The organism is Rhodococcus sp. WB9, assembly GCF_007558985.1.
Taxonomy (GTDB): Bacteria; Actinomycetota; Actinomycetes; order Mycobacteriales; family Mycobacteriaceae; genus Rhodococcus_F; species Rhodococcus_F opacus.
The window spans coordinates 2,558,918-2,582,829 of record NZ_CP041769.1; the positions used below are offsets into that span (position 1 = coordinate 2,558,918).

The window sequence follows — 23,912 nt, forward strand, 5'->3', positions numbered from 1 at the left end:
TGGTGAACACGATGCCGTCCGCGGTCCAGCTGGTCGCGGAACCCTTCACCCAGACCTCGACGGGCGAGGGTGTGCAGTTCTGGGTCCTCGCGACCGTGGCCGTGATCGGCGCGCTCGGAGTGGTCAGCGCAACCAAGGCCGTGTACTCGGCGATCTTCCTCGCGACGACCATGATCATCCTGGCCGTCTTCTACATCGCCCAGGGCGCACTCTTCCTCGGCGTCGTGCAGATCGTGGTGTACACCGGCGCGGTCATGATGCTGTTCCTGTTCGTGCTCATGCTCATCGGCGTCGACTCCTCCGAATCCCTCGTCGAGAACCTCCGCGGTCAGCGGGTGGCCGCGATCGCGGCGGGACTGGGATTCGGCCTCCTGCTGATCGGCGGCATCGGGAGTGCGTCCGTCTCCGCGTTCACCGGTCTCGACCAGGCCAACGCGGGCGGCAACGTCGAGGGACTGGCCGAACTCGTGTTCCTCCGGTACGTGTGGGCTTTCGAACTGACCGGTGCGTTGCTGATCACCGCAACCATCGGTGCGATGGTGCTCGCCCACCGGGAGCGTTTCGAGCGGCGGAAGGACCAGCGCGAGCTGTCCCAGGACCGCGTCCGCGAGGGTGCCCGTGTCACACCGCTGCCCAGTCCGGGTGTCTACGCGCGACACAACGCCGTCGACATACCGGCGTTGCTGCCCGACGGCACGTTCTCCGAGCTGTCCGTCAGCCGGTCGCTCGAACGGCGGCCGAGCCTGCCCGCCCGGGCGCTGGGCACCGCGGACGTCGCGACCCCCGAACCTGGTGCCACCGACGAGGGGAGTCGGCGATGAACCCCGAGAATTACCTCTACCTGTCGGCGCTGCTGTTCACGATCGGCGCGGCCGGCGTGCTGATCCGCCGCAACGCGATTATCGTGTTCATGTGCATCGAACTGATGCTCAACGCCTCGAATCTGGCGTTCGTGACGTTCGCCCGAATGCATGGCAACCTCGACGGCCAGGTCTTCGCGTTCTTCACCATGGTCGTCGCGGCCGCCGAGGTCGTTGTCGGTCTGGCGATCATCATGACCATCTTCCGTTCCCGCCGTTCGGCTTCCGTCGACGACGCCAACCTCCTCAAGAACTGACGGGTCCCCGATGACGCACATCCTCGAGAAGGTGACTTTGCCCGACGACGACTCCCCGATCGGCGGTGCGGCATGAGCGGAACGCTCTCGTCGACCGTGTGGCTGCTGCCGGTTCTGCCGCTCCTCGGAGCCGCCGTGCTCCTGCTGGCGGGCCGGCGCAGCGATGCGTGGGGCCACCTCCTCGGCTGCGCGACGGCACTGGTCTCCTTCGCGCTCGGCGTCGTCTTCTTCGTCGACATGCTGGGCCGGGACGCCGCCGAGCGGGTCGTGCACCAGACCCTGTTCAGCTGGGTGCCCGTCGGCGAACTCCAGGTGGATTTCGGTCTCCAACTCGACCAGCTGTCCGTGTGCTTCGTGCTGCTGATCACCGGGGTGGGTTCGCTGATCCACATCTATTCGGTCGGCTACATGGCGCACGACCCGGAGCGCAGGCGTTTCTTCGCCTACCTCAATCTGTTCCTCGCGGCGATGCTGCTGCTGGTGCTGGCCGACAACTTCCTCGGCCTGTACGTCGGCTGGGAGGGTGTCGGTCTCGCCTCGTACCTGCTCATCGGGTTCTGGCAGTACAAGCCGTCCGCGGCGGCGGCCGCGAAGAAGGCGTTCGTGGTCAACCGCGTCGGTGACATGGGTCTGATTCTCGCGATCATGATCATGTTCTCGACTTTCGGCTCGATCGAGTTCGCCGACGTGTTCACTCGTGCCGACGCCGCCAGCGAGGGGGTGCTGACCGCGATCGGGCTCGCGCTGCTGCTCGCCGCGTGCGGCAAATCGGCGCAGGTCCCGTTGCAGTCCTGGCTCGGTGACGCCATGGAAGGCCCGACACCGGTGTCGGCGCTCATCCACGCCGCGACCATGGTCACGGCGGGTGTGTATCTGATCGTCCGGTCCAACGCGATCTTCGACCTGGCCCCGAATGCCCAGCTCGCCGTCGTGATCGTCGGCGCGGTGACCCTGCTGTTCGGCGCGATCATCGGCTGCGCGAAGGACGACATCAAGAAGGCGCTGGCGGCATCCACGATGAGCCAGATCGGGTACATGGTGCTGGCCGCCGGTCTGGGACCGGCCGGGTACGCGTTCGCCATCATGCTGCTGCTCACGCACGGCTTCTTCAAGGCCGGCCTGTTCCTCGGCGCAGGCTCGGTGATGCACGGCATGAACGACGAGGTGAACATGCGCCGCTACGGCGGTCTGCGCACCGTCATGCCGATCACGTTCGTCACGTTCGGGCTGGGATACCTGGCCATCATCGGGATTCCGCCGTTCTCCGGCTTCTTCTCCAAGGACAAGATCATCGAAGCGGCGTTCGCCGCCGAGGGCGTCCAGGGCGTCGTCCTCGGAACGGTCACGCTGCTCGGTGCGGGACTCACCGCCTTCTACATGACCAGGGTGATGCTGATGACCTTCTTCGGACAACCACGCTGGGCTTCCGGGGCGAGCGACGCGAGGGGGGATGTTCCCGTCGCCGACCCACACGAATCGCCAGGGGTGATGACGGTGCCGATGATTCTGCTCGCGGTCGGTTCGGTCGCTGCCGGCGCCCTACTCGCGGTCGGCTCCTCCCTGCAGCACTGGCTGGAACCGGTCGTCGGCGCCCACCACGGCGAGCCCGCCCTGCCCGTGTGGGCGATCACCGCACTCACACTGGTGGTGGTGCTGGCAGGAGTCGCGGTGGCCTACCGGCAGTACGCCCGGCAGCCGATCCCCGAGGTCGCGCCGGCGAAGGTCACCGCATTCACCGCCGCGGCCAGGAAGGACCTGTACGGCGACGCGTTCAACGAGGCCGCACTGATGCGTCCCGGGCAGGAACTGACGCGAACACTCGTGACCGTCGACGGCAGGGGAGTCGACGGTGCCGTCAATGGGTTCGCCGCGCTCGTCGGCGGAACGTCGATGCGGGTGCGGCGTCTGCAGACGGGGTTCGTCCGGTCGTACGCGCTGTTCATGTTCGCCGGTGCGGCACTTCTGGTCGCCACGATGCTGGTGAGGCTGTGGTGAGCGGCTTCCCGTGGCTGACCGCCCTCTGGGTGCTGCCACTCGTCGGTGCCGGGGTGGTCCTGGCTCTGCCCGTCCACAAGCGCGCGCTCGCGAAATCCGTTGCCGTGGGCGTGTCCGTGGTGGTGCTGTGCCTGGCGGTCGTGCTGGCGATCCGCTTCGATCCGACCGGCGAGCAGTACCAGTTCGTGGAATCGCACGCCTGGATCCCGGCCTTCGGCACCCGGTACATCCTCGGCCTCGACGGCATCGCGCTCGTCCTGGTGCTCCTCACCGCCGTTCTGGTGCCGCTGCTGTTGCTGGCGGGGTGGAACGACGGTGACACCGCGCCCGACTACGGGCACCGGCGAATGGCCCACACGTACGTGGCGCTGACGTTGATGGTCGAGGCGATGGTGATCGTGTCGTTCACCGCCCTCGACGTCCTGCTCTTCTACATCTTCTTCGAGGCCATGCTCATCCCGATGTACTTCCTGATCGGAGGATTCGGCGGGGTGGGGAGAACGTACGCCGCGGTGAAGTTCCTGCTCTACAACCTGTTCGGCGGCCTGATCATGCTGGCCGCGGTCATCGGGGTATACGTGGTGACGGCGCGTCAGGACGTCTTCGGCGGCGGCACTTTCGACTTCCGGGTGATCGTCGCCGAAGGGCTGGACGCCGACCCCGGCGTGCTGAAGGCGCTGTTCCTCGGTTTCATGTTCGCGTTCGCGGTCAAGGCGCCGTTGTGGCCGTTCCACACGTGGCTGCCGGGCGCCGCGGTGGAAGCCACCCCGGCCAGCGCGGTGCTCATGATGGCCGTCGTCGACAAAGTCGGGACGTTCGGCATGCTGCGCTACTGCCTGCAGATGTTCCCCGAGGCGTCCGCGTACTTCGCACCGTTCGTCACGGTGCTGGCGGTGATCGGCATCATCTACGGCGCGGTGCTGGCCATCGGCCAGACCGACGTGATGCGCTTGATCGCCTACACGTCGATCTCGCACTTCGGGTTCATCATTCTCGGCATCTTCGCCATGACGAGCCAGGGACAGGCCGGATCGACGCTGTACATGGTCAACCACGGCATCTCGACCGCGGCGCTGTTCCTGATCGCGGGGTTCCTGGTGTCCCGGCGCGGCACCCGCCTCATCGCCGACTACGGCGGCGTGCAGAAGGTCGCGCCGGTGATGGCAGGGACGTTCCTCGTGGCGGGGCTGGCCACGCTGTCGCTGCCCGGCCTGGCGCCGTTCATCAGCGAGTTCCTCGTCCTGGTCGGCACGTTCTCGCGCTACCAGATCGCAGCCGTGGTGGCGACTTTCGCGCTCGTCCTCGCCGCGATCTACGTGCTGTGGCTCTACCAGCGGATGATGACCGGGCCGCTGAAGGAGGGCAACGAGACCGTCCGCGATCTCGTGCGCCGTGAGATCGCGGTCGTGGCGCCGCTGATCGCCCTGCTGCTCGTCCTCGGCGTCTACCCCAAGCCCGTGCTGGACGTCATCACCCCCGCGGTGAGCCACGTCCTCGTCACCGTCGGTCAGCACGATCCAGCACCCACCGTCGCCGGACCGGACCCAGAGGGAGGCACACACCGATGAGTACCTCCGAACTCGTACTCGCCCAGTCCTCGACGTTGCGCGCGCCGGACATCGAATACGGTCAGCTGGCACCCATGTTGATCGTGTTCGGTGTGGCTGTCGCCGGTGTGCTCGTCGAGGCGTTCCTGCCCCGGCGCGGCCGCTACTCGAGCCATCTCGTCCTCGCGCTCGGCGGACTCACCGCCGCGTTCGTGGCCGTCGTCATGCTCGCCGGAACCCGTGACTCCGCCGTCGGGGGCGCGGTCGCCGTCGACGGTCCGACGCTGTTCCTCCAGGGAACGATCCTGCTGATCTCGATCCCCGCGATCCTGCTCATCGCCGAGCGGAGCGTCGACAGCGGGGTCGCCGCCGCGACCGCGGAGGTCACGGCCGCGAGTGCAGCCGAGCCGGAAGGCGGAACCGATGCCTTCACCCCGCAGGCATTCGCCGTCCCCGGCAGCGTCGCCGAACGGGAGGCCACCACGAACGCCCCGGGGCACACCGAGGTCTTTCCCCTCACCCTGTTCGCGGTCGGCGGGATGCTCCTGTTCCCGGCGTCCAACGACCTCCTCACCATGTTCGTGGCGCTCGAGGTCCTCTCGCTGCCCCTGTACCTGTTGTGCGGGCTGGCGCGCCGTCGCCGTCTCCTGTCGCAGGAGGCGGCCCTCAAATACTTTCTGCTGGGGGCGTTCTCGTCGGCGTTCTTCCTGTTCGGGGTGGCCTTGCTGTACGGCTACGCCGGCACCGTCGAGTTGCCGAGGATCGCCGACGCGCTCGCCCGGGGCACCGACGACAAGACGCTGGCGCTGATCGGTATCGCGCTGCTGTCGGTGGGCCTGTTGTTCAAGATCGGTGCCGTCCCGTTCCACTCCTGGATCCCCGACGTCTATCAGGGTGCACCGACCCCGATCACCGCCTTCATGGCGGCGGCCACCAAGGTCGCGGCCGTCGGCGCGATGCTGCGCATCTTCTACGTGGCACTGCCCGACCTGCGGTCGGACTGGCGGCCCGTGATGTGGGGCGTCGCCATCCTCACCATGGTGGTCGGTGCGGTCATGGCGGTCACGCAGAACGATGTCAAGCGGATGCTCGCGTATTCGTCGGTCGCGCACGCCGGATTCATCCTCACCGGTCTGGTCGCGGCAAACCGGGCCGGTCTGTCGTCCACGATGTTCTATCTCCTGGCCTACGGATTCAGCACGCTCGGCGCGTTCGCCGTCGTCACCCTGGTGCGGGACAGTCGGGGCGAGGCGACGGACCTGTCCCGCTGGGCGGGGCTGGGCCGGCGCTCGCCCCTGGTCGGCGGGGTCTTCGCGCTGTTCCTGCTGGCGTTCGCCGGAATTCCCTTGACGAGTGGGTTCGTCAGCAAGTTCGCGGTCTTCCAGGCCGCCATCGAGGGCGGCGCCGTTCCGCTCGTTCTCGTCGGTGTCGTCAGCAGCGCGATCGCGGCGTTCTTCTACGTCCGGGTCATCGTCCTGATGTTCTTCTCGGAGCCGCAGAGCGACGCCCCGACGATCGTGGTGCCCAGCATGTTCACCGCCGCGGCCATCGCGGTCGGAGTGGTGGTGACGGTCGTGCTCGGAATCCTGCCGCAGGGGGCACTCGATCTGGCCGACCAGGCTGCGGTGTTCTTCCGCTGACTCGGGGCGCTGCCGGTTCGGCGCGGGTCGCGAGTGTCCGATGTGACGGATGTAGTCCAAGTGGCTGGCGGGACCCGTGTGAGTGTGGTGGAATGCAAACCGGACAAGATACCGACTGAGCGAGAGTGAATGTCGGAGACACGCCGGAGCGCGACCGATCGGATATGGGGGCCACAGTGCAGATTTCTCGGAGAGACCTGTTCCGGTACGCGGCAGCGGGATCCGCCGTGGCCGGGATCGCGGCGCTCACGTCCGCCACGTCCTCGGTCGCCGTCGCGAAGGCGGACAGTCTCGGCATCCTGATCGACTACGCGGGTGGCGTGCCGTCGGCGGACGCCATCCTCGAGGCAGGCTATGCCGGCGCCATCCGCTACGTGTCCGACCGCCGTCCCGGCGCCGAATGGATGGAAGGCAAGCCGATGCTCGCCGACGAGGCGCAGGCGTTGCTCGACGCCGGATTGTCGGTCGTCTCGTGCTACCAGTTCGGCAAGGGGCCGACGGCCGATTGGCGCGGCGGTCTCGAGGCGGGCAAGCGGCACGCGGAGCGCGGACTCGAATTGCATCTCGCAGCAGGCGGTTCCGAGGACCGGCCCATCTACGCGTCCATCGACGACAATCCCACGCCCGCCGATTTCCTCACCATGATCGCCCCGTATCTCGCCGGGTGGGAGTCGGTGGTCGGCAAGGCCAACACCGGCATCTACGCCAACTCCACGACGCTGGATCTGGCGGTCCTTGCCGGACTCGGATCGTGGTACTGGCAGCACGACTGGGGCACACCCGAGGGGTACGTCCACCCGTCGGCGCACCTGCACCAGTACGAGATCGACGCGAGCAACGTGGACGGGGTCGGCATCGACCTCAATGACATTCTCAAGCCCGACTACGGGCAGTGGTGACCGGGCTAGGCCGCCGGTTGCCCGCCCATCCGGGCAAGCCACTCCCGGGCGTCGTCGGGTAGCTTGCCTGCGGCTTCCGCTGCGCGGCACCACTTCTTGGCCGTGGCGAGAAAATTCATCGGGTTGTACGCGTCTTCCTCGCGTGACCACAGGTTGTCGCCGGCGTAGTGCAGGATCGTGATGTTCGCGGCGGCGTGCTCCGAGCCGTCGCCGGGATCCTCCATCGGGTTGTCGATCTCGCAGATGACCCATCCGCGGTCTTCGTCGATCACGTACCAGTTTGCCGGGAACGCGGTCATCCGGCTTCCGGGGAAGGCCGACATGGTGCGCGTGACCCATTGCCGAATGGGCTCGCGTCCATCGAAGTGTCCGAAGGCGTGCTCGACGTACGTGGCGTCCTCCGTGAAGAGGTCGGCGAAGCCGTTCCAGTCTCCGAGTTCGACGCAGCGGCTGACGGTTCGCTGGTAGTGCGCGAAGGCCTCTTCCAGCTCGGCACGACTCCACGGCATGTGTGCATCCCCTTCTCGTTCGGCACCCGAATGTGAGCGCCCCCGGAAGATGAGAACACGTTTCAGTTCTCGTGTGGGGTGTTTTCCGGTGGATGGGAGGGCATGAAACGCTCCTCGGGGGAACTCCGATTACCTGGTGTCACTCTTTTCACTCTGGAACCCGGAGGTTCTCCATGGAGCTGCTTCTCAATTTCGTATACACCGTCGCCTCGGTTCTCTACACCGCGCTGTTCGTCAACGGATCCTGATGAAGCTGTGCACACTACACACAGTGTGTAGGGTGCACAATAATGCCTCGGGCAGAATGACGGTAACTACTGGAGGTGTCGGTGTCCGATCGTGACGAGGTGGCGGCAGATGTCGAGAACGAATTGACATTGCTGTCGCGCTATCACGCGCATGCACAACGGGCGGGATTCCAACTCGACCGCTCCGCCTACCTGCTCCTCGGACGCCTGGAACTGGAACATCCGCTAAGCCTGAAACAGCTCGCCGAGGCATTCCGGCTCGACATCTCGACGATCAACCGGCAGATCGGCGCGTTGCTGAGGCGCGGCCTCGTCGAACGCGTTCCCGACCCGGACGGCGGAATGGCCCGCAAGGTCGAGGCCACCGCGCTGGGGCTCGAACAACTTCACGCCGACCGCGCGCTGGGCCGAAATGGTGTCGAGCGCATCATCGCCGAGTGGAGCGACCACGACCGGGGCGAGCTGCGCCGGCTGCTGACGAAGTTCAACGGCGAGATCGAGAAGTACGACGGCAACTCCTGGCCGCGCGCCGGACGGACGCCCTGACCGGACCGCGTCAGGACTGGACGTGCGCGGTCGCGTCCCGGGCGAGGTCCGGTTCCTCCGCGATGACCGTGAGGTGGGGGTGTTCCGGCGGGGAGGCGTGCCACCCCTTCCACGACATCAGAGACCACCGCGAGAGCCCCGACAGCGCAGACCCGAGGCTGGCGAACGAGGCGGTGCTCAGTGCCGAGCCGGCCGACCCGACCGACCCGATGGAGAGCACCGAGCCGACACTCCCGATGGACAGGATGGAGTAGGCGGAACCGATCGAGAGGATCGACCCCTCCGAACGGATCGACAGTATGGACCGCCGGGCGTGTCGCGATCGCAGTGAGTGGTGTGGGGTGTGATGCGTCGAGGGCATTCCTCGGTCTACCACGGTGGTGACGTCGGCAACAGTGAAGCGGTGCAGACATGAGCGAAGGGCCCTCCGGAAGATCCGGAGGGCCCTTCGCTCGTCAGCTGTGAAGAGTTACGCGACCTGGAACATGCCGACGGTCGGGAGGAAGCTGCACGTGATCGGCGCGGCGCCCTCTTTCTGCGTGGTCAGTCCGCCCGACACGACCGCGAGGACGCGGCCCGGGCCGGTGTCCGCGATCGCCGACAGGGTTGCCGGTCCATCGGGGTTGATCTTGGCCTCGTCGGTGAGGTTCTGGGTGGCGCGCCGCTGGTTGTCCAGGTTGATCCACGTCACGGTCAGCGGATTGGGCTGTTCGGCGGCAACGGAACTGGTTCCGAGGGCGGTGAACACGAAACCGGCCTGACCTGCCTTGGGTCCGGGCGGGGGCAGCTGGGCCGGACCGGGAACCGCGAGTGCGGTGCCCACGGAGTCGGCGCCCTCTCCGATGCAGCCCTTGCCGATGGTCGGGTAGAGGAACTGCGCGATGACCGGTGCGTTCTCCTGCGGGATCTCGGGACCGCCGCCGCCGCTGCCGTCGAGGAACGTGATGACGCGCTCGAGGGTGGACTTGAGTTCCGGCGGGATGCCGGGGGACTCGAGAAGGATGCGGGCCTGGTCCAGGATCGCGTCCTGAGGTCCTGCGGCGACGTCTTCGGTACCAGCTGCTGCGCCGATGATCGCGGGTGCGAACGAGGCGAGCATCTCCACGGGGATGCCTTCGGGCACGGGCGGCGGCGTCGGCTGCGCATTCGCCTGGGCCGGCACTGCCATAGCGGCTGCTGCGGCAACAGCGAGAGCAGTCACTGCTCTGCGCATACCTCGGGTTCGAAGCACAGTCTCCCCATCCTTAGTCATAACAGCGTGGACGACAACTCAATCCACGTCTGACGGCTCGGGGGGTCACTCTATGTACAGCGCCCCCGGGTTGTACAGCTCACGAGTTCGTTCACCGATAGCTGTGGCATCCCGGTGGGAGTGTATGGCATACAGACCCCGACGGTGATCTTCCGGTGACCATAGCTTGTGGCACGTGTGGTTCGTGTGATTGGTGATGCAACTGTTACGCGCGGCTACGGACACCTCGGGGCCCGCGGAGGCCGCCGTCTACGCTGTGCGGGACCGTTTCGGGATCGGCTGAGACATCTACACACCTCACGGGGAGAGCACCACACTGTGTCCGACCATGCAGCGTCCGACGACGGAGCAGCCTCCGACGACCCGTCATCCGAGCGTTCTCCCACGTCGTCCCCGGGAGCGTCCGCCCTGCACGGCCTGTTGCGGTGCGCGCCCGTGCTTCTCGTGCTGTCGGTGCTCGGGCGCATGGCGTGGACGCTGTTGAGTCCCAACGGGATGAACCTCGTCGACCTGCACGTTTACGTCGACGGTTCCGAGGCCCTCCGCGGTGGCAGTCTCTACGACTTCACCTATTCGGAAGTGACACCGGACTTTCCGCTGCCGTTCACCTACCCGCCGTTCGCCGCGCTGGTCTTCTTTCCCCTGCATTTCCTGCCGTTCCCCCTGGTCGGGGTCGGCTGGCAACTGCTCACCATCCTCGCCCTGTACGCGCTGGCGCGAATGAGCCTCGGGCTCGTGCTCGGTGAGGCCGCGCGCAGCACGCACTGGCGGGCGGTCGCGGTGCTCTGGACCACCGTGGGGGTGTGGGTGGAACCGGTGCGCACCACGCTGGACTACGGCCAGATCAACGTCTTCCTCGCGCTGCTCGTGATGACCGCGGTCCGCAGCTCCCGGTGGTGGCTGTCCGGCGCGCTCGTCGGTTTCGCCGCCGGAATCAAACTGACCCCGGCGATCACCGGCCTCTACTTCCTGATGCAGCGCCGGTGGAAGGCCGCGGTCTTCTCGGGCGTCGCGTTCGCCGCGACCGTCGGAGTCAGCTATCTCCTGATCGGCTCGGAGGCTCGGGAGTACTTCACCCACCTGCTCGGTGACGCCGATCGCATCGGCCCGGTCGGCTCGGTGTGGAATCAGTCCCTGCGCGGCGCGTTGTCGCGGCTGCTCGGGTACGACGTCGGGACGGGCGCCCTCTGGTTGCTGGCCGTGGCGGTCACGGCGGTCCTCGCCGTCCTGGCCTGGCGGGCGATCGCCCGGGACGATCGGCTCGGCACCCTCGTCATCGTCGAGTTGCTGGGGCTGCTCGTCTCACCGATCTCGTGGTCACACCACTGGGTGTGGGTCATCCCGATGCTGATCTGGCTGCTGCACGGCCCCTACGGATCGATGCTGGGCACCCGGATCCTCGCCGGGTACTGGCTCGTCACCACCCTCATCGGCGTGCCGTGGGTGCTCAGCTTCTTCCAGGACTCGATCTGGCTGATCTCCCGGCCCGCGGTGCTCGCGTGGCTGGGCACGGTCGACGTCGTCGGCGCCTTCGGTGTCTACGCCTGGGTCGCCTACGCCGGCCGCCGCACGAAGCGCGCCGCGGCCGCCGCCACGGTCAGCCCGCCAGTGAGTCGATCTGCGCAGCAAGATCCAGATCCAGCTGCGTGAGCCCGCCGGCGGAATGCGTCGACAGTGTGTACGTGACCTTGCGCCACCTGATGTCGATGTCCGGATGGTGGTTCGCCGCCTCCGCCGCCTCCGCGACCTTCCGGACCAGCTCCACGGCTTCGGGGAAACTCGGCGACTCGACGGTGCGGACGAGGGAATCACCGGCCCGCCGCCACCCGGGCAGTTCTGCGAGCGCGGTGTCGATCTCTCCGTCTGACAGCAACTCGGCCATACCCCATGATGGTGCGGTGCCAGTGGAACGTGCAAGGCCTGTCGACCACGCCGGAGAGGTGGTGGCGGCCGCGATCATCGTCGACGGCCGGCTGTTGCTCGCCCAGCGGACCCGGCCTCCGGAACTCGCGGGACTGTGGGAGCTGCCCGGCGGCAAGGCGGAGGCCGGGGAGACCGCCGAGGACGCGCTGCGCCGCGAACTGCGGGAAGAACTCGGGGTCGAGGTGTCGGGCGGCGACCGGATCGGTGACGACGTGCCGCTGCCCGACGGCCGGGTGCTCCGCGCGTACCGGGTCGAACTGGTGTCGGGAACACCCGTCGCGCTCGACCACGCGGAACTGAGGTGGGTGGACGGACGGGAACTGGGGGACATCGACCTCGTCGGCAACGACCGCGGGTGGGTGCCGGACCTGCGAGTGCACCTGAACGGGTGGGGTTGACCTCAGGCCGCGCGGGCCTTCTTGAGACCCTTCTTCAGTTCCTTCTTGGAAGCGCCCTCGTTCTCGAGCTTCTTCATGCGCATGATGACCACCGGGCACTTGATGCAGCGCGTCTTGCTGCGGCAGCACTTCTTCTTCGGTTTGAGACCCGAGACCTTGCTGGCCTTCACCTTGCCCATACTCGGCTCGGCCTTCCTACTTCGGTGAACACCGGTATCCGCCGGCTACACCCAGGTTAGCGTCCCCTCAGCTTTCGGCCCCGATCCACACCCGAGACAGGCCGAATTCGACGTGGCGCAGATCACTTTACGCTGGTCGGGCAGGCCCCGGGCAGTCGGCGATGCGCGAAGTAGCCGCTCGGGCGGGTAGTATTCACGTGGCCGCGATGCCTGCACTGGGCGATTTACCATCGCCTCGACGAGGATTCTGAATCGAGATGACAAGGCGGCCGCCAGAAAGCCGTGCGAGGGAACTTTCGCGTGGCCGAATCAACTCAGCCAGGAGAGCCACCGCGTGACCATCACCAGCTTCCGTAACGTTGCCATCGTCGCACACGTCGACCACGGCAAGACCACTCTCGTCGACGCCATGTTGCGCCAGTCGGGGGCATTCGAGGAGCGCGCCGAACTGGTCGATCGCGTCATGGACTCCGGCGACCTCGAACGCGAGAAGGGCATCACCATCCTCGCGAAGAACACCGCCGTCCACAAGCATCACGGCGACGGCAGTGTCACGGTCATCAACGTCATCGACACCCCCGGTCACGCCGACTTCGGTGGCGAGGTCGAGCGCGGCCTGTCCATGGTCGACGGTGTCGTCCTGCTCGTCGACGCGTCCGAGGGCCCGCTGCCGCAGACCCGCTTCGTGCTGCGCAAGGCGCTCGCCGCGTCGCTGCCCGTCATCCTCGTGGTCAACAAGACCGACCGTCCCGACGCCCGCATCGAAGAGGTCGTCTCCGAGAGCCACGACCTGCTGCTCGACCTGGCCTCCGACCTCGACGACGAGGCCGCCGAAGCCGCCGAGCTCGCCCTCGACCTCCCCGTTCTGTACGCCTCCGGCCGCGAGGGCAAGGCGTCCAAGGTTCAGCCCGAGAACGGTCACGCACCGGACGCCGAGAACCTCGACGCCCTGTTCGAGGTGCTCCTCAACTACGTGCCCGCGCCCAAGGGCAACGTCGACGCACCGCTGCAGGCTCACGTCACCAACCTCGACGCGTCCGCGTTCCTCGGCCGCCTCGCGCTGGTCCGTATCCACAACGGCGAGCTGACCAAGGGGCAGACCGTCTCCTGGTGCCGCGAGGTGGACGGCGAGCCCGTCGTCACCAAGGCCAAGATCACCGAATTGCTCGCCACCAAGGGTGTCGAGCGTCAGCCCGCCGAGAAGGCCGTCGCCGGTGACATCGTCGCCGTCGCCGGTTTCCCCGACATCATGATCGGCGACACCCTCGCCGACCTGGAGAACCCGGTCCCGCTGCCGCGGATCACCGTCGACCAGCCGGCCATCTCGGTGACCATCGGCACCAACACCTCGCCGCTCGTCGGCCGGGTCAGCGGACACAAGCTGACCGCCCGCATGGTGAAGTCGCGCCTGGACCAGGAACTCGTCGGCAACGTCTCGCTCAAGGTCCTCGACATCGGTCGCCCCGACGCCTGGGAGGTCCAGGGCCGTGGTGAGCTCGCGCTCGCCATCCTGGTCGAGCAGATGCGCCGCGAGGGCTTCGAGCTGACCGTCGGCAAGCCGCAGGTGGTCACCCGTCAGGTCGACGGCAAGGTGCACGAGCCGTTCGAGGAGCTCACCATCGACAGCCCCGAGGAGTACCTCGGCGCGATCACCCAGCTCCTCGCCAACCGCAAGGGCAAGATGGTGCAGATGGCCAACCACGGCGCGGGCTGGGTCCGGATGGAGTTCATCGTTCCCTCGCGCGGCCTGATCGGCTTCCGCACCGACTTCCTCACCGAGACCCGCGGCACCGGCATCGCGAACGCCGTGTTCCACGGCTACGCGCCGTGGGCCGGCGAGATCCGCGCCCGCCACACCGGTTCGCTCGTCTCGGACCGCACCGGTTCGGTCACCCCGTTCGCGATGATCCAGCTCGCCGATCGCGGAACGTTCTTCGTCGAGCCCGGCGCCGACACCTACGAGGGCATGGTCGTGGGCATCAACCCGCGCCAGGAGGACCTCGACATCAACGTCACCCGCGAGAAGAAGCTGACCAACATGCGTCAGTCCTCCGCCGACGTGATGGAGACCCTCGCCAAGCCCATCAAGCTCGAGCTCGAAGGCGCGATGGAGTTCTGCGCCGGCGACGAGTGCGTCGAGGTCACCCCGGAGGTCGTGCGCGTGCGCAAGGTGCACCTGTCGGCCACCGACCGTGCCCGTGAGCGTTCGCGTTCCAAGGCCCGCGACAAGGCGGCCCTGTAGTCGGCACGTCCGACCACATCAGACACAACCGGGCGGATGTACCTTCGGTCGATCGGCGACCGAAGGTACATTCGCTCGAGGGTTTCCGGAGCCTTCCGGTATCTCTGAGGAAAGGCGGCGCGGTGGTTGCTGGGGGTCGACTCGAAAGAGTTCGAGGAGTGCGGGGCCGAAGGCGTGGGAACGGTGTGGCAGTGACCGCGCTCCTGCTGGCAGTGTCGACGGCGATACTCACGTCGTGCACCGCGAATCCGCCCCCGCCGGTCGAGAGCACCGACAGCCCCAAGCCGACGGCGTCGCCGACCGAGAAGCAGCCCGTCGTCGTGGCCATCGACGACGTGGGCAGCGGGTTCAACCCGCACCTCCTGTCGGACCAGTCGCCGGCGAATTCCGCGGTCAGCGCCCTCGTGCTGCCGAGCCCGTTCCGGCCGGTGCCCGATCCCGCCCACCCGGGCGGCAGCAACTGGATTCCCGACTCCTCGCTCGTGATCTCCGCGGACGTCACGTCGCAGGAACCGTTCACCGTCACCTACCAGCTGCGGAACGAGGCGCAGTGGTCCGACGGTGCGCCCATCGCCGCCGAGGACTTCCGCTACCTGTGGCAGCAGATGATCAGTGCCCCCGGCGTGGTCGACCCCGCCGGCTACGAACTGATCGAGGACGTCAGGTCGTCCGGTGGCGGCAAGACGGTCAGCGTCGTCATGAAGGCCGCCTACCCGGCGTGGCGTGAACTCTTCACCGACCTGCTGCCGTCGCATCTCATCAAGGATTCCCCCGGTGGCTTCGCGACCGGACTGTCCGAGAACATCCCGGTGTCGGGCGGGCACTTCCACATCAAGTCGATCGACCGCGGACGTGACGAGATCCTGCTCGAACGCAACGACCGGTTCTGGGACAAGCCGGCGACGCCCGACCAGATCCTGATGCGCCGCGACGGCACCCCGTCGCAGCTCGCCGACTCGATGCGCAACAACGACACGCAGGTCGTCCAGATTCACGGGGGCACAGCCACTTCCGCTCAGCTCGCGGCGATCCCCACGGTGCGGACGGGTTCGTCGTTCCAGCCGCGCGGACTCGACCTCACGCTGAACGGCCGGGTTCCCGAACTCGTGGACGTCCGGGTGCGGAAGAGCCTTCTGGAGTTGCTGGACACCGAACTGCTCGCCGTCGTCGGCGCCGGCAGCGAGGCGTCGGCGGTCCCGGCGCGCTCGCAGGTCTACGCCCCCTCCGATCCCGGTTACACCGCGACCGCACCCGCGCGGCCGAGCCGCGAACAGGTGCTGGCGAAGCTGGCGGAGTACGGATATGTCGCCGAAACACCGACGGACACCGTCGTTCCCGCAGGGGCGGCGCCGTCGACCCAGCTCGTCCGCGACGGCGTCCCGCTGACGCTCGTCATCGGGACACCCGAGGGTGACGACACCGCGAGCGCGGTCGCCAACACGGCCGCCGACCAGTTGCGCGGCGCCGGCGTCGACGCCACCGTGACGTCCCTGCCTGCCGAGGAGTTGTACGGGGAGTCGCTCGGCAAGGGCGACATCGGAGCGGTCGTCGGATGGTCGCGCGCCGGGTCCGACCCGGCAACGGCCCTGGCCTCCCGTCACAGCTGCCCGCCCGCGGTGGTCGCGGCGACCCAGCCGAACACCGAAACCACCGGCCCCGAACGTGATTCGGTCGCGGAGGCCGAGGCCCCGTCGAACCTGTCGGGAGTCTGCGACCCCACCCTGCAGCCGTCCATCGACGCCGCGCTGCGGGGGGTCGGTGATGTGCCGCAGGCTCTCGCCGACGCCGACCGCGCACTCTGGGATCTGGCTGCGGTGCTGCCGATCATGCAGGACCGCACACTGGTCGCGGCGGGCCCCGGCGTCGACGGGGTGTCGCTGTCGGGCGCCGTGCCGGTCGGAATATTCAGCGACGCAGCGGACTGGAGCAGGATCAAGGAATGAGTGAGCGGCGGCTTCTACTGGTCCACGCCCATCCCGACGACGAGACCCTCACCACCGGCGGCACCATCGCGCGCTACGCCGCCGAGGGTGCCGACGTTCACGTCCTGACGTGCACGCTCGGCGAGGAAGGCGAGGTCATCGGCGAGGAGTGGGCGCAGCTGATCGCCGACGCCGCCGATCAGCTCGGTGGGTTCCGGATCGGCGAACTGACGTCCGCGCTGTCGTGTCTCGGTGCGGGAAGGCCGCGGTTCCTCCTGGGGGCGGGGCATTTCCGTGATTCCGGCATGGCGGGCACGGCGTCGGCGGCCGATCCCCGCGCCTTCGTCAACGCCGACCGCGACTCCGTGACCGCCGCGATGGTGGCGGTCATCCGGGAGCTGCGGCCGCACGTCGTGGTCACCTACGACCCGGACGGCGGGTACGGGCACCCCGACCACATCCAGGTGCACACGATCACCACCGCGGCCGTCGAGGCGGCGGGTTCGGCGAAGTACCCGGACTGCGGCGAACCGTGGGAGGTCGCGAAGCTGTACTGGACGGTGACCGAGGCGAGCGCGCTCGAGTCGGGAATCTGCCGTATCGGCGACATCCCCGACGGCTGGCGGCTGCCGGAGCCCGGCGAATTGCCGAGTGTCCCGGACGCCGACGTGACGACGGTGATCGACGTGCGGAGCGTGCTCGCCGCGAAGGGGGAAGCGCTGTCGGCGCACGCCACCCAGGTGACGGTGGCGCCGAGCGGGACCGAGTACGCGCTCTCCAACGACATCGCGCAGCCGATTCTGGCGGAGGAACATTTCGTGCTGGTCCGCGGCGCCGTCGGGGATCGGGACGCCGACGGCAGGGAACGGGACCTCTTCGGTGGTGTGGGTCACTGACCCCCGGTATCTGTGACGAGGGTTACGTATTACACTGTGGCCCAGGTCACGCAGCGGCCTGTGTCGAGTCCGCGTGACCCCCGTCAGGAGAGGCGATAGATGTACAACTGGGATGTTCAGAACGCCATCGTCGCGTTCGTCGATACGCTTCGGCCTTCGTGGCCGGCCCAGCACGACCTGTACTACAGCGTGCTGTACGGATTCGCCGACATGCAGAGTCATTTGCTGACCCTGCTGGGCTACCCGCCCGTCGCCTGATCCACTATTGACCCATGACCGTCGGCACCGCAGCGAAACCCGGACACCTCGATGTTCTGGGGAGGGTCACCCTCGCGCTGCTGGTGTTCGATGGTTTTCTGTGCGCCGTCCTCTCGGTGCTCTTCCTGCCCACCTACCTCGGGGCCACACCGTTCCCGATCAGCATCCTCGCCGCCGCGGTCGCCAACCTGGCGCTGGTGATCGCAGCGCGGTCCACGACCGGCCGGGTGGGGACGGGAATGCTGCCGCTCGCGGGATGGGGATTCGGATTCCTGCTCTGCATGTTCGGCGGTCCGGGCGGCGACGTGCTCATGCTCGCGTCGGTCTGGACGCTCCTGCTCCTGATCGGTTCACTGGTTCCCGCGGCGGTCTACCTGTGGAAAGTGAGCGCGAAGGCGGCGTTCGGATCTGTTTCACCGACAGTGGGCGAGGGTACGCGGTAGCGACCAGCAGTCTGCTGAAGGAGCACCGCGATGACAGATCAGAACTTCACGACCGACGACGCCGGCATCCCGGTGTCGAGTGACGAGCACTCGCTCACGATCGGGACGGACGGGCCGATCCTGCTCCAGGATCACTATCTGATCGAGAAGATGGCCCAGTTCAACCGCGAACGCGTTGCGGAGCGCCAACCGCACGCCAAGGGGGGCGGGGCGTTCGGACGGTTCGAAGTTACCGAAGACGTCTCCGCCTACACGAAAGCCGATCTATTCCAACCCGGCAAGAAGACGGACCTGCTGATCAGGTTCTCGTCCGTGGCCGGAGAGCGCGGCAGCCCGGACACGTGGCGCGACCCACGCGGATTCGCCGTCAAGTTCTACACCGACCAGGGCAACTACGACATGGTCGGGAACAACACACCCGTCTTCTTCATGCGCGACCCGATGAAGTTCCAGGACTTCATCCGCTCGCAGAAGCGACGTGCCGACAACAACCTCCGCGACCACGACATGCAGTGGGACTTCTGGACGTTGTCTCCGGAGTCGGCGCACCAGGTCACGTGGCTCATGGGCGACCGCGGCATCCCGCGCACCTGGCGGCACATGAACGGGTACTCCAGCCACACGTACATGTGGGTGAACGCCGCCGGCGACAAGTTCTGGGTGAAGTACCACTTCAAGACCGACCAGGGCATCGAGTTCTTCACACAGCACGAGGGCGACCAGATGGCGTCCATGGACACCGATTACCACACGCGAGACCTGTGGGAGCACATCGAAGGCGGCGAGTACCCGAGCTGGACCTTGAACATGCAGATCATGCCGTTCGAGGATGCCGACGACTACCGGTTCAACCCGTTCGACCTCACCAAGGTGTGGCCGCACAGCGACTACCCGCTGATCCCCGTCGGCAGGATGACGCTCGACCGCAACCCCACGGACTACCACTGCGAGATCGAACAGGCCGCGTTCGAGCCCAGCAACCTGGTCCCCGGCATCGGCCCGAGCCCGGACAAGATGCTGATCGGCCGGCTGTTCTCCTACCCGGACGCCCACCGCTACCGGATCGGCGCCAACTACAAGGAGTTGCCCGTCAACAGGCCGCACGTGCCCGTCCGCTCGTACTCGAAGGACGGCAACATGCGCCACCACAACCCCGGGGATCCGGTCTACGTGCCGAATTCCAAGGGCGGCCCGCACGCCGACCCGTCGCAGGTGGGGGCGACCGCCACCTGGTACAGCGCCGGCGACATGGTCCGCTCGCCGTACGCGCTGCACAGTGACGACGACGACTGGGGTCAGGCCGGGACGATGGTCCGTGAAGTGCTCGACGACGCCGCCCGGGACCGCCTGGTGGACAACATCGTCGGCCATCTGCTGAACGGTGTCAGCGAACCGGTTCTGGCGAAGGCGTTCGAATACTGGCGCAACGTCGACAAGACCCTCGGCGATCGGATCGCCGACGGTGTCGGGAAGAAACAGTCGGAGACCGACCCGAAGGCGGGCGAACAGGCCAATGCGGCGCGGAGCAGCGCGCAGGCGAAGGCCTAACGCTCGAACGCCACCGGGTGCCGAGGCTGGTACAGCATCATCTCGCCCGCACCGGGAATCTTCAGGGACGTGGTGAGACCGTACCCGTCGTCGCGGATTCCGCGGGTGAACTCGGCGCCCTTGGCCTCGAGTTCCGCGACGGTCGACTCGATGTCGTCGCACATCAGGGAGATCTCGTGATGCGGCCGAGTCGACCACGGCTCACCGCCCCGATCGTCCGAGGTGGGGTGCACACCCATCTCGGACGGTCCGGTGCGGAAAATCAGCCACCCGCCGCCCGCGTCGACGTGTGACCAGCCGAGCACGTCCCGGAAGAAGTCGCGGGCCGCCTCGGCGTCGTCGGCGTAGACCAGTGTGTGCACGGCAGTGATCATGTGGGCAGCTTAGTGCGGTTCGTCCGTCACACTGGGAGAATGTCGAACGACGAACTTTCCGGACTGACCATCGCCGTCACCGCCGAACGCCGGGCCGCCGAGTTCATCACGCTCCTCGAACGGCACGGGGCCGCCATCGTGCACACACCGGCCATCCACGTGCTGCCGCTCGTCGACGACTCCGATCTGCGGTCCCGCACGGCCGACATCATCGCGTCGCCGCCGGACCTCCTCGTCGTCAGCACCGCCGTCGGCTTCCGGGGATGGCTGGATGCGGCCCGGGCCTGGGACGAGGAAGACGCACTGCTCGCCGCCCTGCAATCGGCGCGGATCATCACCCGCGGTCCCAAGGCGAAGGGCGCCGTCCGCGGCGCCGGCCTGCGCGAGGAGTGGTCGCCGGAGACGGAATCGTCCGAGGAGGTGCACGAACACCTCGTCGCCGAGGGTGTGCGCGGTCTGCGCGTCGCGGTCCAGTTGCACGGCACCATCACCGAATGGGAGCCGATGACCGACCTGAGCGTCTCCCTCGCCGGCGCCGGGGCCGAGACGACGGCCGTGTCGGTCTACCGGTGGATCAGACCCGAGAACCAGCAGCCGCTGCTGACACTGCTCGACCAGATCATCCGAGCCGAGGTCGACGCCGTGACCTTCACCAGCGCACCCGCCGTCTCGTCCCTCCTCAGCACCGCGAAGGACACCGACCGTGTCGAGGCCCTCCTGCACGCGTTCCACGGTCCGGTCGCACCCGTCTGCGTGGGATCGGTGACGGCCTCACCCCTCACCGCCCTCGGCGTCGACACCATGCAACCAGCCCGTCCCCGGCTCGGCAGCATGGCCAAATACATCATCGAGGAACTCCCGAACCGGCGGCATGTGGGGTGAACGGCACTGTCGGCGCTTCTGACAGGTCGGATGTACCGTTCGCCCCGCGAGGGTGGTCACCCGATCAAGCCGGCCACGTGGGCGGCGTCGGACAGCACCGACTCGAGCATGGCGGGGGTGAGCCGGCCGGTGAAGGTGTTCTGCTGGCTGACGTGGTAGCAGCCGAACAGGTGCAGGGGACGTTCGGCGCCGGGGAGTTCGACGTGCGCGCCGTGCCCGAACTTGGGTCGCGGCCGGGGGACGGCCCACCCGGCGTCGTCGAGGACGGGAAGCAGCGACTGCCAGCCGAATCCGCCGAGCACGATCACCGACCGCAGGTGGGGTTGCAGGATGCGCAGTTCGGCGTCGAGCCAGTGGCGGCAGTTGTCGCGTTCGTCCGGGGTGGGCTTGTTCGCGGGCGGCGCGCAGTGCACCGGGGACGTGATGCGGACGCCGAACAGTTCGAGGCCGTCGCCGATGTGGGTGGCGGTGGGCTGGCTCGCGAGTCCCACAGCGTGGAGTGCGGCGTAGAGGAAGTCGCCGCTGCGGTCGCCGGTGAACATACGCCCGGTCCGGTTCGCGCCGTGGGCGGCGGGGGCGAGACCGACGATCAGCAGGGACGCATCGGGCGGACCGAATCCGGGGACCGGGCGACCCCAATAGGTTTCGTCACGGAACGACGCGCGCTTCTCGCGTGCGACCTTCTCCCGCCACTCGACGAGGCGGGGGCAGGCTCGGCATTCGATCAGCTGGGCGTCGAGACCGGCGATGTCGGTCAGCGCCGCGCCCACACGTCACCTCCGCCGGGTGTCACCGACTCGACGAGCGACCACGCCTGATCGGCAGGCAGATCGATCACCAGGTACTTCCCGGTGCCTGCGGGTGTGGCGGCGATGACGGTCGCCACACCCGCCCGCCGTTGGAAGAACGTTTGACGGACGGTCCACCCGATGATCCCGTCGGCCTCGAGGCTGTCCCGGGCGCGGTCGAGGGAGCCGCTGCGGGTGATCAGCCACCCGGGGAGCACCGCATGGCCGAGGCCGCGGTACCGATCCCACGCCAGGACCACGCCGCCGACGGCGAGCGCGACGATGGCGGCCCACGCTGCCCAGAACACCGGCCGGTCGAGGATCACGAAGACCAGGGCGACCGCGAGCGCGATCTCGGCGGGGATCAGGGCCCGCGTGTAGCGCCGCCGCTGGGCGACCGGGCCGTGCGGGGTGAGCGGGACCGCGGCCTGACGGTGGTCGCTGATGACGGTGGCCATCACCCGCTCCGCTTCCGCACGCGGCGCCTGGGGGAGCAGGAGCGAGGACTCCCGCCTCTCGGCGCTGACGCCGGTCATGACGGCATCCAGTCGGGCACCGCCGGCGAGACGGAGGAGGAGCGGTTCCTTGAGGGTCGTCCCGCGGAGGCGGGCGCGATCAAGGGTGGTCTGGCGGGTCTTCAGCAGCCCGTGGCTGACGTGCAGGGTGCGGCCGTTGTCCGTCAGCGTCATGTTGCCGTACGTGAGGAGGTACCGGATGCAGGCCAGGGCGCTGGCGGCGATCAGGAGGATGAGGATCCCGACGACGACGGCGATGGCGATCCCGACGCGCTCGGCGGATTCGATGCCCTCGGCCACCGTCGACGAGCGGGCGATCTTCGCGCCGATTCCGTACTGGAACGCGAGACCGACGATCGCCGCGATGGTCACCACGCCGGTCACCGAGAACGGGGCGTAGCGGACCCAGGCCGGTGTCCAGTGGCCGATCTCGGTCACTGCGGGCTCCTGTGTGACCGCGGTCTTTTCGACGTCGGGCAAGGGCTGCCGGGCGAGCAGTGCGGTCCGCAGGCCGGGAACCAGCCCGGTGGAGAGGGCGTTGAGTTCGAACTTCGCCGCGTCGGGTTTGGAACCGACCTGCTGGCCGGTGCCGATGCGCACGATCGACAGCCCGAGCAGGCGATGCAGGACCCCCGCCTCGACGTCGACGGATCGGATGCGGTTGCGTGGTACCGACAGCAGGCGTTTGCGGAACAGGCCCTGCCGCAGTTGCACGTGGACCGGACCGATGCGGTAGCTCGTCGTGAACCAGCGCGAGACGCCGAACACCACGAACACGACGATGGCGACGAGACTCCACACGTGGTTGCCGCTCTGGGTGCCGATCACCAGCGAAATCAGCAACACGGGCAGAAGTTTGACGATCTCGTCGACCGGGTGGACGAGCAGCATCCGGCGGTCCAGGCGCAACCAGGGCTGTTCCTCCTCGGCGGCGGCCGCGGCCTCGCCGTGCGCGATGGGGGGAGCGATTCCCGGTTCCGGTGCCGCACTCATGTGGCGTCACCGACATTGGTGCCCGCGATCTCGGTGAGCCGGGCGACGGTGCGATCGGCGGTGTCCTGATCGAGGGCGGAGATCTTGACGGCACCGGCGGACGACGCCGTCGTGACGGTGACGGTCGCCAGCCCCAGCATGCGGTCGATGGGTCCGCGTTCAGTGTCGACGGTCTGGATACGGGAGATGGGCGCGATGCGTCGTTCCTGAGTGAACCAGCCGCTGCGGGTGTAGACCGCGGTGTCGCTGATCTCCCAGCGGTGCACCCGGTACCGCCAGAGCGGTACGACGGCGACGTGGAGGATCGCGAGCACGACGGTGATCGCGAGGACCGTGACGTGCACCCACACGGGCCACCAGTGGAAGACGAGAGCGACCGCTTGCGCGACGAAGAGCGGAAGCCAGAGAAGGGCGGCGTTGATCGCCCACAGTTGCTTGGCCCTGGGGCTGGGCCGCCACAGCGGGTCCGCCATCGTGACGGTGGTGGGCACACTCATGCCCCTACTTTGGCCGTGCCCCGGCATTCTGTCGAGAACCGACCTATCGTAAGAGAACCCCCCCGAAGTGAAAGGAGCGCAGACATGACGTCATTCGATGCGGCCGATTCTCCGGAGGTTCCCGAGGCAGACCGGCTCGAGCAGGAACTCGCCGTGGACGACGACAGTTCCGACGAGGTCGAAGAAGTGTCGTCACTGGAGGTGAACGAGGCGGACGTGGCCGAGCAGAGCCGGGCGGTTCCGGTCGACGAGGACTACCCCCGCGAATAGCGATTCGCGCGTTCGCGGGAGTCTGGGTGGC

General features: G+C 67.7%; 26 protein-coding genes. 17 read left to right on the forward strand and 9 right to left on the reverse strand.

The genetic code is table 11. From position 1 onward, the window contains the following. Positions 1–11: 11 nt before the first annotated feature. From FND50_RS11920 to FND50_RS11945, 6 genes are all read left to right on the forward strand, one after another. Entirely contained in the window at positions 12–821 is an 810-nt protein-coding gene (locus tag FND50_RS11920) for an NADH-quinone oxidoreductase subunit J (RefSeq protein WP_166680703.1), read from the forward strand. Beyond that, entirely contained in the window at positions 818–1,117 is a 300-nt protein-coding gene (nuoK, locus tag FND50_RS11925) for an NADH-quinone oxidoreductase subunit NuoK (RefSeq protein ID WP_005239116.1), read from the forward strand. Before FND50_RS11920 ends, nuoK begins: the two co-directional genes overlap by 4 nt. A gap of 72 nt (positions 1,118–1,189) precedes the next feature. Then, on the forward strand, positions 1,190–3,112 hold the full coding sequence (nuoL, locus tag FND50_RS11930; protein WP_144285908.1) for an NADH-quinone oxidoreductase subunit L: 1,923 nt from the start codon (positions 1,190–1,192) through the stop codon (positions 3,110–3,112). Next, positions 3,109–4,680, forward strand: coding sequence for an NADH-quinone oxidoreductase subunit M (locus FND50_RS11935; protein WP_186301273.1), 1,572 nt, complete (start codon positions 3,109–3,111; stop codon positions 4,678–4,680). Before nuoL ends, FND50_RS11935 begins: the two co-directional genes overlap by 4 nt. Continuing rightward, a complete protein-coding gene (gene nuoN, locus FND50_RS11940) occupies positions 4,677–6,299 on the forward strand; it encodes an NADH-quinone oxidoreductase subunit NuoN (protein ID WP_144285910.1) in 1,623 nt (540 codons plus the stop codon). The genes FND50_RS11935 and nuoN overlap by 4 nt, the downstream gene beginning before the upstream one ends. A 164-nt stretch (positions 6,300–6,463) precedes the next feature. Beyond that, positions 6,464–7,198, forward strand: coding sequence for a DUF1906 domain-containing protein (locus FND50_RS11945; protein WP_144285911.1), 735 nt, complete (start codon positions 6,464–6,466; stop codon positions 7,196–7,198). A 5-nt stretch (positions 7,199–7,203) separates the two neighbouring features. Here the strand turns inward: FND50_RS11945 and FND50_RS11950 are convergent, their stop codons facing one another. After that, positions 7,204–7,707 (reverse strand): nuclear transport factor 2 family protein, encoded by a 504-nt coding sequence (locus FND50_RS11950; protein ID WP_144285912.1) that lies wholly within the window; start codon positions 7,705–7,707, stop codon positions 7,204–7,206. A 323-nt stretch (positions 7,708–8,030) separates the two neighbouring features. On the opposite strand from FND50_RS11950, the gene FND50_RS11955 reads away from it, so the two are divergent. After that, positions 8,031–8,501, forward strand: a complete 471-nt coding sequence (locus FND50_RS11955; protein ID WP_005253654.1) for a MarR family winged helix-turn-helix transcriptional regulator — start codon at positions 8,031–8,033, stop codon at positions 8,499–8,501. 10 nt (positions 8,502–8,511) lie between these two features. Here the strand turns inward: FND50_RS11955 and FND50_RS11960 are convergent, their stop codons facing one another. Together FND50_RS11960 and FND50_RS11965 are read right to left on the reverse strand one after the other, a co-directional pair. Next, positions 8,512–8,862: a hypothetical protein gene (locus FND50_RS11960; protein WP_005566831.1), complete on the reverse strand. Its 351-nt coding sequence runs from the start codon at positions 8,860–8,862 to the stop codon at positions 8,512–8,514. A gap of 108 nt (positions 8,863–8,970) precedes the next feature. Further along, positions 8,971–9,753, reverse strand: coding sequence for a hypothetical protein (locus FND50_RS11965; RefSeq protein ID WP_183102194.1), 783 nt, complete (start codon positions 9,751–9,753; stop codon positions 8,971–8,973). A gap of 318 nt (positions 9,754–10,071) precedes the next feature. Here FND50_RS11965 and FND50_RS11970 point away from each other — a divergent pair, with 318 nt between their 5' ends. Continuing rightward, complete coding sequence (locus FND50_RS11970) at positions 10,072–11,403, forward strand: mannosyltransferase (RefSeq protein WP_144285913.1); 1,332 nt, start codon at positions 10,072–10,074, stop codon at positions 11,401–11,403. Here the strand turns inward: FND50_RS11970 and FND50_RS11975 are convergent. Beyond that, complete coding sequence (locus FND50_RS11975) at positions 11,351–11,635, reverse strand: 4a-hydroxytetrahydrobiopterin dehydratase (protein ID WP_005239148.1); 285 nt, start codon at positions 11,633–11,635, stop codon at positions 11,351–11,353. The genes FND50_RS11970 and FND50_RS11975 overlap by 53 nt on opposite strands. 58 nt (positions 11,636–11,693) lie before the next feature. Here FND50_RS11975 and FND50_RS11980 point away from each other — a divergent pair, with 58 nt between their 5' ends. Further along, entirely contained in the window at positions 11,694–12,074 is a 381-nt protein-coding gene (locus FND50_RS11980; RefSeq protein ID WP_005566834.1) for a (deoxy)nucleoside triphosphate pyrophosphohydrolase, read from the forward strand. Between the two features lie 2 nt (positions 12,075–12,076). Here FND50_RS11980 and FND50_RS36075 read toward each other — a convergent pair whose 3' ends face one another. Continuing rightward, on the reverse strand, positions 12,077–12,244 hold the full coding sequence (locus FND50_RS36075; protein ID WP_162130660.1) for a hypothetical protein: 168 nt from the start codon (positions 12,242–12,244) through the stop codon (positions 12,077–12,079). Between the two features lie 343 nt (positions 12,245–12,587). On the opposite strand from FND50_RS36075, the gene typA reads away from it, so the two are divergent. The 6 genes from typA to FND50_RS12005 all read left to right on the forward strand — a co-directional run bounded on the left by typA (position 12,588) and on the right by FND50_RS12005 (position 19,562). Next, positions 12,588–14,495, forward strand: a complete 1,908-nt coding sequence (gene typA / locus FND50_RS11985; protein ID WP_005239154.1) for a translational GTPase TypA — start codon at positions 12,588–12,590, stop codon at positions 14,493–14,495. Between the two features lie 122 nt (positions 14,496–14,617). Beyond that, complete coding sequence (locus tag FND50_RS11990) at positions 14,618–16,438, forward strand: ABC transporter family substrate-binding protein (protein ID WP_313905313.1); 1,821 nt, start codon at positions 14,618–14,620, stop codon at positions 16,436–16,438. Then, on the forward strand, positions 16,435–17,313 hold the full coding sequence (mshB, locus tag FND50_RS11995; protein WP_007300257.1) for an N-acetyl-1-D-myo-inositol-2-amino-2-deoxy-alpha-D-glucopyranoside deacetylase: 879 nt from the start codon (positions 16,435–16,437) through the stop codon (positions 17,311–17,313). Before FND50_RS11990 ends, mshB begins: the two co-directional genes overlap by 4 nt. 99 nt (positions 17,314–17,412) lie before the next feature. After that, positions 17,413–17,571, forward strand: coding sequence for a hypothetical protein (locus FND50_RS36080; RefSeq protein ID WP_005239161.1), 159 nt, complete (start codon positions 17,413–17,415; stop codon positions 17,569–17,571). 14 nt (positions 17,572–17,585) lie between these two features. Next, positions 17,586–18,014: a hypothetical protein gene (locus tag FND50_RS12000; protein ID WP_005253646.1), complete on the forward strand. Its 429-nt coding sequence runs from the start codon at positions 17,586–17,588 to the stop codon at positions 18,012–18,014. A gap of 30 nt (positions 18,015–18,044) precedes the next feature. Then, on the forward strand, positions 18,045–19,562 hold the full coding sequence (locus tag FND50_RS12005; protein WP_144285915.1) for a catalase: 1,518 nt from the start codon (positions 18,045–18,047) through the stop codon (positions 19,560–19,562). Here the strand turns inward: FND50_RS12005 and FND50_RS12010 are convergent. Then, on the reverse strand, positions 19,559–19,936 hold the full coding sequence (locus FND50_RS12010; protein WP_005253644.1) for a VOC family protein: 378 nt from the start codon (positions 19,934–19,936) through the stop codon (positions 19,559–19,561). The two genes, FND50_RS12005 and FND50_RS12010, sit on opposite strands and share 4 nt — an antisense overlap. Before the next feature lie 39 nt (positions 19,937–19,975). On the opposite strand from FND50_RS12010, the gene FND50_RS12015 reads away from it, so the two are divergent. Further along, positions 19,976–20,818 carry a uroporphyrinogen-III synthase gene (locus tag FND50_RS12015; protein WP_144285916.1) on the forward strand — a complete coding sequence of 281 codons (843 nt, stop codon included), beginning with the start codon at positions 19,976–19,978 and terminating at the stop codon, positions 20,816–20,818. A gap of 56 nt (positions 20,819–20,874) precedes the next feature. Here the strand turns inward: FND50_RS12015 and FND50_RS12020 are convergent, their stop codons facing one another. The 3 genes from FND50_RS12020 to FND50_RS12030 are packed head-to-tail and all read right to left on the reverse strand — an operon-like array spanning position 20,875 to position 23,611. Beyond that, positions 20,875–21,588, reverse strand: a complete 714-nt coding sequence (locus FND50_RS12020) for a uracil-DNA glycosylase (protein WP_144285917.1) — start codon at positions 21,586–21,588, stop codon at positions 20,875–20,877. Then, positions 21,573–23,114, reverse strand: coding sequence for a PH domain-containing protein (locus FND50_RS12025; RefSeq protein ID WP_144285918.1), 1,542 nt, complete (start codon positions 23,112–23,114; stop codon positions 21,573–21,575). The genes FND50_RS12020 and FND50_RS12025 overlap by 16 nt, the downstream gene beginning before the upstream one ends. Further along, the gene (locus tag FND50_RS12030; RefSeq protein WP_005566846.1) at positions 23,111–23,611 is read right to left on the reverse strand and encodes a PH domain-containing protein; all 501 of its coding nucleotides are present in this window, start codon (positions 23,609–23,611) and stop codon (positions 23,111–23,113) included. Before FND50_RS12030 ends, FND50_RS12025 begins: the two co-directional genes overlap by 4 nt. Before the next feature lie 84 nt (positions 23,612–23,695). On the opposite strand from FND50_RS12030, the gene FND50_RS12035 reads away from it, so the two are divergent. Next, positions 23,696–23,881: a hypothetical protein gene (locus FND50_RS12035; RefSeq protein WP_005566848.1), complete on the forward strand. Its 186-nt coding sequence runs from the start codon at positions 23,696–23,698 to the stop codon at positions 23,879–23,881. The last annotated feature ends 31 nt before the right edge of the window (positions 23,882–23,912 follow it).

What these genes read in the sequence shown, in the direction of transcription:
- FND50_RS11920 (WP_166680703.1), top strand. Translation starts at nt 12, where the DNA reads ATGCCGTCCGCGGTCCAGCTGGTCGCGGAACCCTTCACCCAGACCTCG.
- nuoK (WP_005239116.1), top strand. Translation starts at nt 818, where the DNA reads ATGAACCCCGAGAATTACCTCTACCTGTCGGCGCTGCTGTTCACGATC.
- nuoL (WP_144285908.1), top strand. Translation starts at nt 1,190, where the DNA reads ATGAGCGGAACGCTCTCGTCGACCGTGTGGCTGCTGCCGGTTCTGCCG.
- nuoN (WP_144285910.1), top strand. Translation starts at nt 4,677, where the DNA reads ATGAGTACCTCCGAACTCGTACTCGCCCAGTCCTCGACGTTGCGCGCG.
- FND50_RS11945 (WP_144285911.1), top strand. Translation starts at nt 6,464, where the DNA reads ATGGGGGCCACAGTGCAGATTTCTCGGAGAGACCTGTTCCGGTACGCG.
- FND50_RS11950 (WP_144285912.1), bottom strand. Translation starts at nt 7,707, where the DNA reads ATGCCGTGGAGTCGTGCCGAGCTGGAAGAGGCCTTCGCGCACTACCAG.
- FND50_RS11960 (WP_005566831.1), bottom strand. Translation starts at nt 8,862, where the DNA reads ATGCCCTCGACGCATCACACCCCACACCACTCACTGCGATCGCGACAC.
- FND50_RS11965 (WP_183102194.1), bottom strand. Translation starts at nt 9,753, where the DNA reads ATGACTAAGGATGGGGAGACTGTGCTTCGAACCCGAGGTATGCGCAGA.
- FND50_RS11975 (WP_005239148.1), bottom strand. Translation starts at nt 11,635, where the DNA reads ATGGCCGAGTTGCTGTCAGACGGAGAGATCGACACCGCGCTCGCAGAA.
- mshB (WP_007300257.1), top strand. Translation starts at nt 16,435, where the DNA reads ATGAGTGAGCGGCGGCTTCTACTGGTCCACGCCCATCCCGACGACGAG.
- FND50_RS36080 (WP_005239161.1), top strand. Translation starts at nt 17,413, where the DNA reads ATGTACAACTGGGATGTTCAGAACGCCATCGTCGCGTTCGTCGATACG.
- FND50_RS12000 (WP_005253646.1), top strand. Translation starts at nt 17,586, where the DNA reads ATGACCGTCGGCACCGCAGCGAAACCCGGACACCTCGATGTTCTGGGG.
- FND50_RS12005 (WP_144285915.1), top strand. Translation starts at nt 18,045, where the DNA reads ATGACAGATCAGAACTTCACGACCGACGACGCCGGCATCCCGGTGTCG.
- FND50_RS12010 (WP_005253644.1), bottom strand. Translation starts at nt 19,936, where the DNA reads ATGATCACTGCCGTGCACACACTGGTCTACGCCGACGACGCCGAGGCG.
- FND50_RS12015 (WP_144285916.1), top strand. Translation starts at nt 19,976, where the DNA reads ATGTCGAACGACGAACTTTCCGGACTGACCATCGCCGTCACCGCCGAA.
- FND50_RS12025 (WP_144285918.1), bottom strand. Translation starts at nt 23,114, where the DNA reads ATGAGTGCGGCACCGGAACCGGGAATCGCTCCCCCCATCGCGCACGGC.
- FND50_RS12030 (WP_005566846.1), bottom strand. Translation starts at nt 23,611, where the DNA reads ATGAGTGTGCCCACCACCGTCACGATGGCGGACCCGCTGTGGCGGCCC.
- FND50_RS12035 (WP_005566848.1), top strand. Translation starts at nt 23,696, where the DNA reads ATGACGTCATTCGATGCGGCCGATTCTCCGGAGGTTCCCGAGGCAGAC.